The sequence below is a fragment of the Pseudomonas sp. genome, from assembly GCF_037994325.1.
Classification (GTDB): domain Bacteria; phylum Pseudomonadota; class Gammaproteobacteria; order Pseudomonadales; family Pseudomonadaceae; genus Aquipseudomonas.
The window spans coordinates 1-2,802 of sequence record NZ_JBBNAH010000556.1 but is presented as its reverse complement, the minus strand read 5'-3'; the positions used below and the strand labels follow the sequence as shown (position 1 = coordinate 2,802).

Genomic DNA, 2,802 nt, shown 5'->3' with positions numbered 1-2,802 from the left:
GATGGTGGTCATCAGTTTTAGTCGGCTGATTTTCTCGGCATAACGGCCACCGGCCACCCAACCCACTCGATAACCTGGCGCCAGGCTTTTGGAAAACGAGCCGCAGTGCATCACCAAGCCGTCGCGGTCAAAACTCTTCACCGGCTTAGGCGGCTGCGGGCCGTAGTACAGCTCGGCGTATACGTCGTCTTCAATCAACGGCACTTGGTGTTGATGCAGCAGCTCATACAGCGCGCGTTTTTTCTCATCGCTCATGCTCGCGCCCAGCGGGTTTTGCAGGCTGCTCATAAACCAGCAGGCTTTGATTGGCAGCTGCGCCAGGCTGTCGGCGAGGGTTTGCAGGTCGATGCCTTCGCGCGGGTGCACGGGAATTTCCACGGCCTTGAGCTTGAGCCGTTCGAGCACCTGCAAGGTGGCGTAAAACGCTGGCGCCTCAATGGCCACCAGGTCGCCGGGCTGGGTGACGGTTTGCAGGCAGAGGTTGAGCGCTTCCATGGCGCCGTTGCTGATCACCAATTCTTCCAACGGCAGCATCACACCGCTGACCATATAGCGCAGGGCAATTTGCCGGCGCAGGTCGGGGTTGCCGGCGGTCATGTCGGCGATCACCGCGTGGGGCGAAAGCGTGCGCAAGCTCTGCGACATGGAGCGCGCCAGGCGCACCAGCGGGAACAAATCGGGGCTGGGAAAGGCCGAGCCAAAGGGCACGGTGTTGGGGTCTTTTAACGAGCCCAATACTGAGAACACCAACTCGCTGACATCCACCTCGGTGGTGTGCGCCGGGCGCGGGCTAATCTGCGCTTCGGGCAGCGGCTTTTTGGCATGCTCGCGAACGAAATAACCCGAGCGCGCCCGCGCCTGAATCAGGCCACGGTCTTCCAGCAGGTAATAGGCCTGGAACACCGTTGATGGGCTCACCCCGTAGGTGCGGCTGGCATGCCGAACTGACGGCACTTTTTCCCCGGCCGCCAACACGCCGGTGCGGATCAGCTCAGCAATTTCATCAGCGAATTTTTCGTAGCGTTTCATCTTGTCCTGCATAACCACGGGCGAATGCGCAGCGACATACTCTACGGGCAGTTGCACAGTCATGCGAAGGACCTCGGTGTTTGGGCGTGTGGGCTTTGCCCACCCGGGCATACACGCTTAAATCGCTTGGTGCGCGCAGCACGCCCTACGGGACCTGCGTTTGCGCCTGGAGGGTGTGCTGTGCGCACCATCGGTACGGTCAGCGGTTAACGGGCGAAACAAAAGTGCTGACACCGGTTACGCGGTTCTCCGGCGCGCCCACTTCATGCACTTCAAAGCCAACCCGTTGCGAGGTGCTGTTTAGGCGCGGCGCGGTCAGCACCACACTCAAGGGCACATCGGTAATTTCCCCAGGTGCCAGTTTCACCGTGGTGTTGCCGCGCAGTTCAAACGGGCCGTCGTCGTTCAGCGCCAGTTCGTAGGTGCGGGTTTGCTGGGTTTTGTTGATCACTTTAAAGCTGTAGATGTTCTCGATTTGCCCGGCACTGTTTTCGCGGAATAGGCCACGGTCACGGGTGATATCCAGTGATAGCAGCGCCCGCGCATCCAAGGCCCAGATAAAGCTGCCGATCATCAGCAGCAACACGGCGGCGTAGCTGACCAAACGCGGGCGCAAAAAGCGGGTTTTGCCACCGGCCAGCGAGCGCTCCGAGCGATAGCCGACCAGGCCACGGGCGTAGCCCATTTTGTCCATCACCGTGTCGCAGGCATCGATACAGGCGCCGCAGCTGATGCAGTCCAGTTGCAGGCCGTCGCGAATGTCGATGCCGGTGGGGCAGACCTGCACGCACATCGTGCAATCAATGCAATCGCCCAGGCCGACGCTTTGCGGTGCTACGTCTTTACGCCGTGGGCCACGGCTTTCACCGCGGGCGGCGTCGTAGCTGACCAGCAGGGTGTCTTTGTCGAACATCACGCTTTGAAAGCGCGAGTACGGGCACATATGCAGACAGACCTTTTCCCGCAGCCAGCCAGCGTTCACGTAAGTGGCGGCGGTAAACAGCAGCAGCCAGGTAAAACTGCCGCTATCCAGGTTAAAGGTCAGCAGGCCGGCGGTGAGTTCACGCACCGGCACAAAGTAGCCAATAAAGCCGATGGCGGTGACCAGGCTCACGGCTAACCACAAGCCATGCTTGGCCGAGCGGCGCAGTACTTTGTTTAGCGACCAAGGCGCGGCATCTAACTTGATCCGTTGGCCACGATCACCCTCGGTGACCTTTTCCACCCACATAAACACCCAGGTCCACACGCTTTGTGGGCAGGTGTAGCCGCACCATACGCGGCCGGCGAATACGGTGATGGCGAACAAGCCAAAGGCGGCAATGATCAGCAGCGCCGAGAGCAGAATAAAATCTTGCGGCCAGAAGGTGGCGCCGAAAATATAAAAGCGCTGCCCGGACAAATCCCACAGCACCGCTTGGCGGCCTTCCCAGTTCAGCCAGGCTGTACCGAAGAAAATCGCAAACAGCAGCCCTGCACCGTACAGGCGCAGGTTGCGGAACAGGCCGGTGAACGCGCGGGTGTGGATCGGCCCACCGGCTTGTGCCGGAGTGAGGCGGAGCGGCTGGCGCGGATCAATGGTTTCGATGATCTTCGCGGGAATACGGTCAGTCATGGCGTTGGCCCCATCAGGCTCTAATTCTGTTGGGGGCATGATCGGCGTGTGGCTGATCTGGTAACAGACTCAGGTTTTGCTAAAAAAAGCGGATCAGATGGGGGTGGTTTATAAAAGCTGATGCGCACAGCACACCCTACAGGCGAGCACTCGTAGGG

Annotated in this window: 2 protein-coding genes; both read right to left on the bottom strand. The window is 60.0% G+C overall.

Translation table 11 applies throughout. The features are described from left to right. The coding region (mapR, locus tag AAAB16_RS18620) for a GntR family transcriptional regulator MpaR (RefSeq protein ID WP_340664665.1) at positions 1-1,029 on the bottom strand (1,029 nt) is incomplete at its 3' end. Between the two features lie 199 nt (positions 1,030-1,228). Continuing rightward, positions 1,229-2,644 carry a cytochrome c oxidase accessory protein CcoG gene (gene ccoG, locus AAAB16_RS18615; RefSeq protein WP_340664664.1) on the bottom strand — a complete coding sequence of 472 codons (1,416 nt, stop codon included), beginning with the start codon at positions 2,642-2,644 and terminating at the stop codon, positions 1,229-1,231. Positions 2,645-2,802: the final 158 nt, after the last annotated feature.

Coding starts and splice junctions, on each gene's coding strand:
- ccoG (WP_340664664.1), bottom strand. CDS start 2,644: ATGACTGACCGTATTCCCGCGAAGATCATCGAAACCATTGATCCGCGC.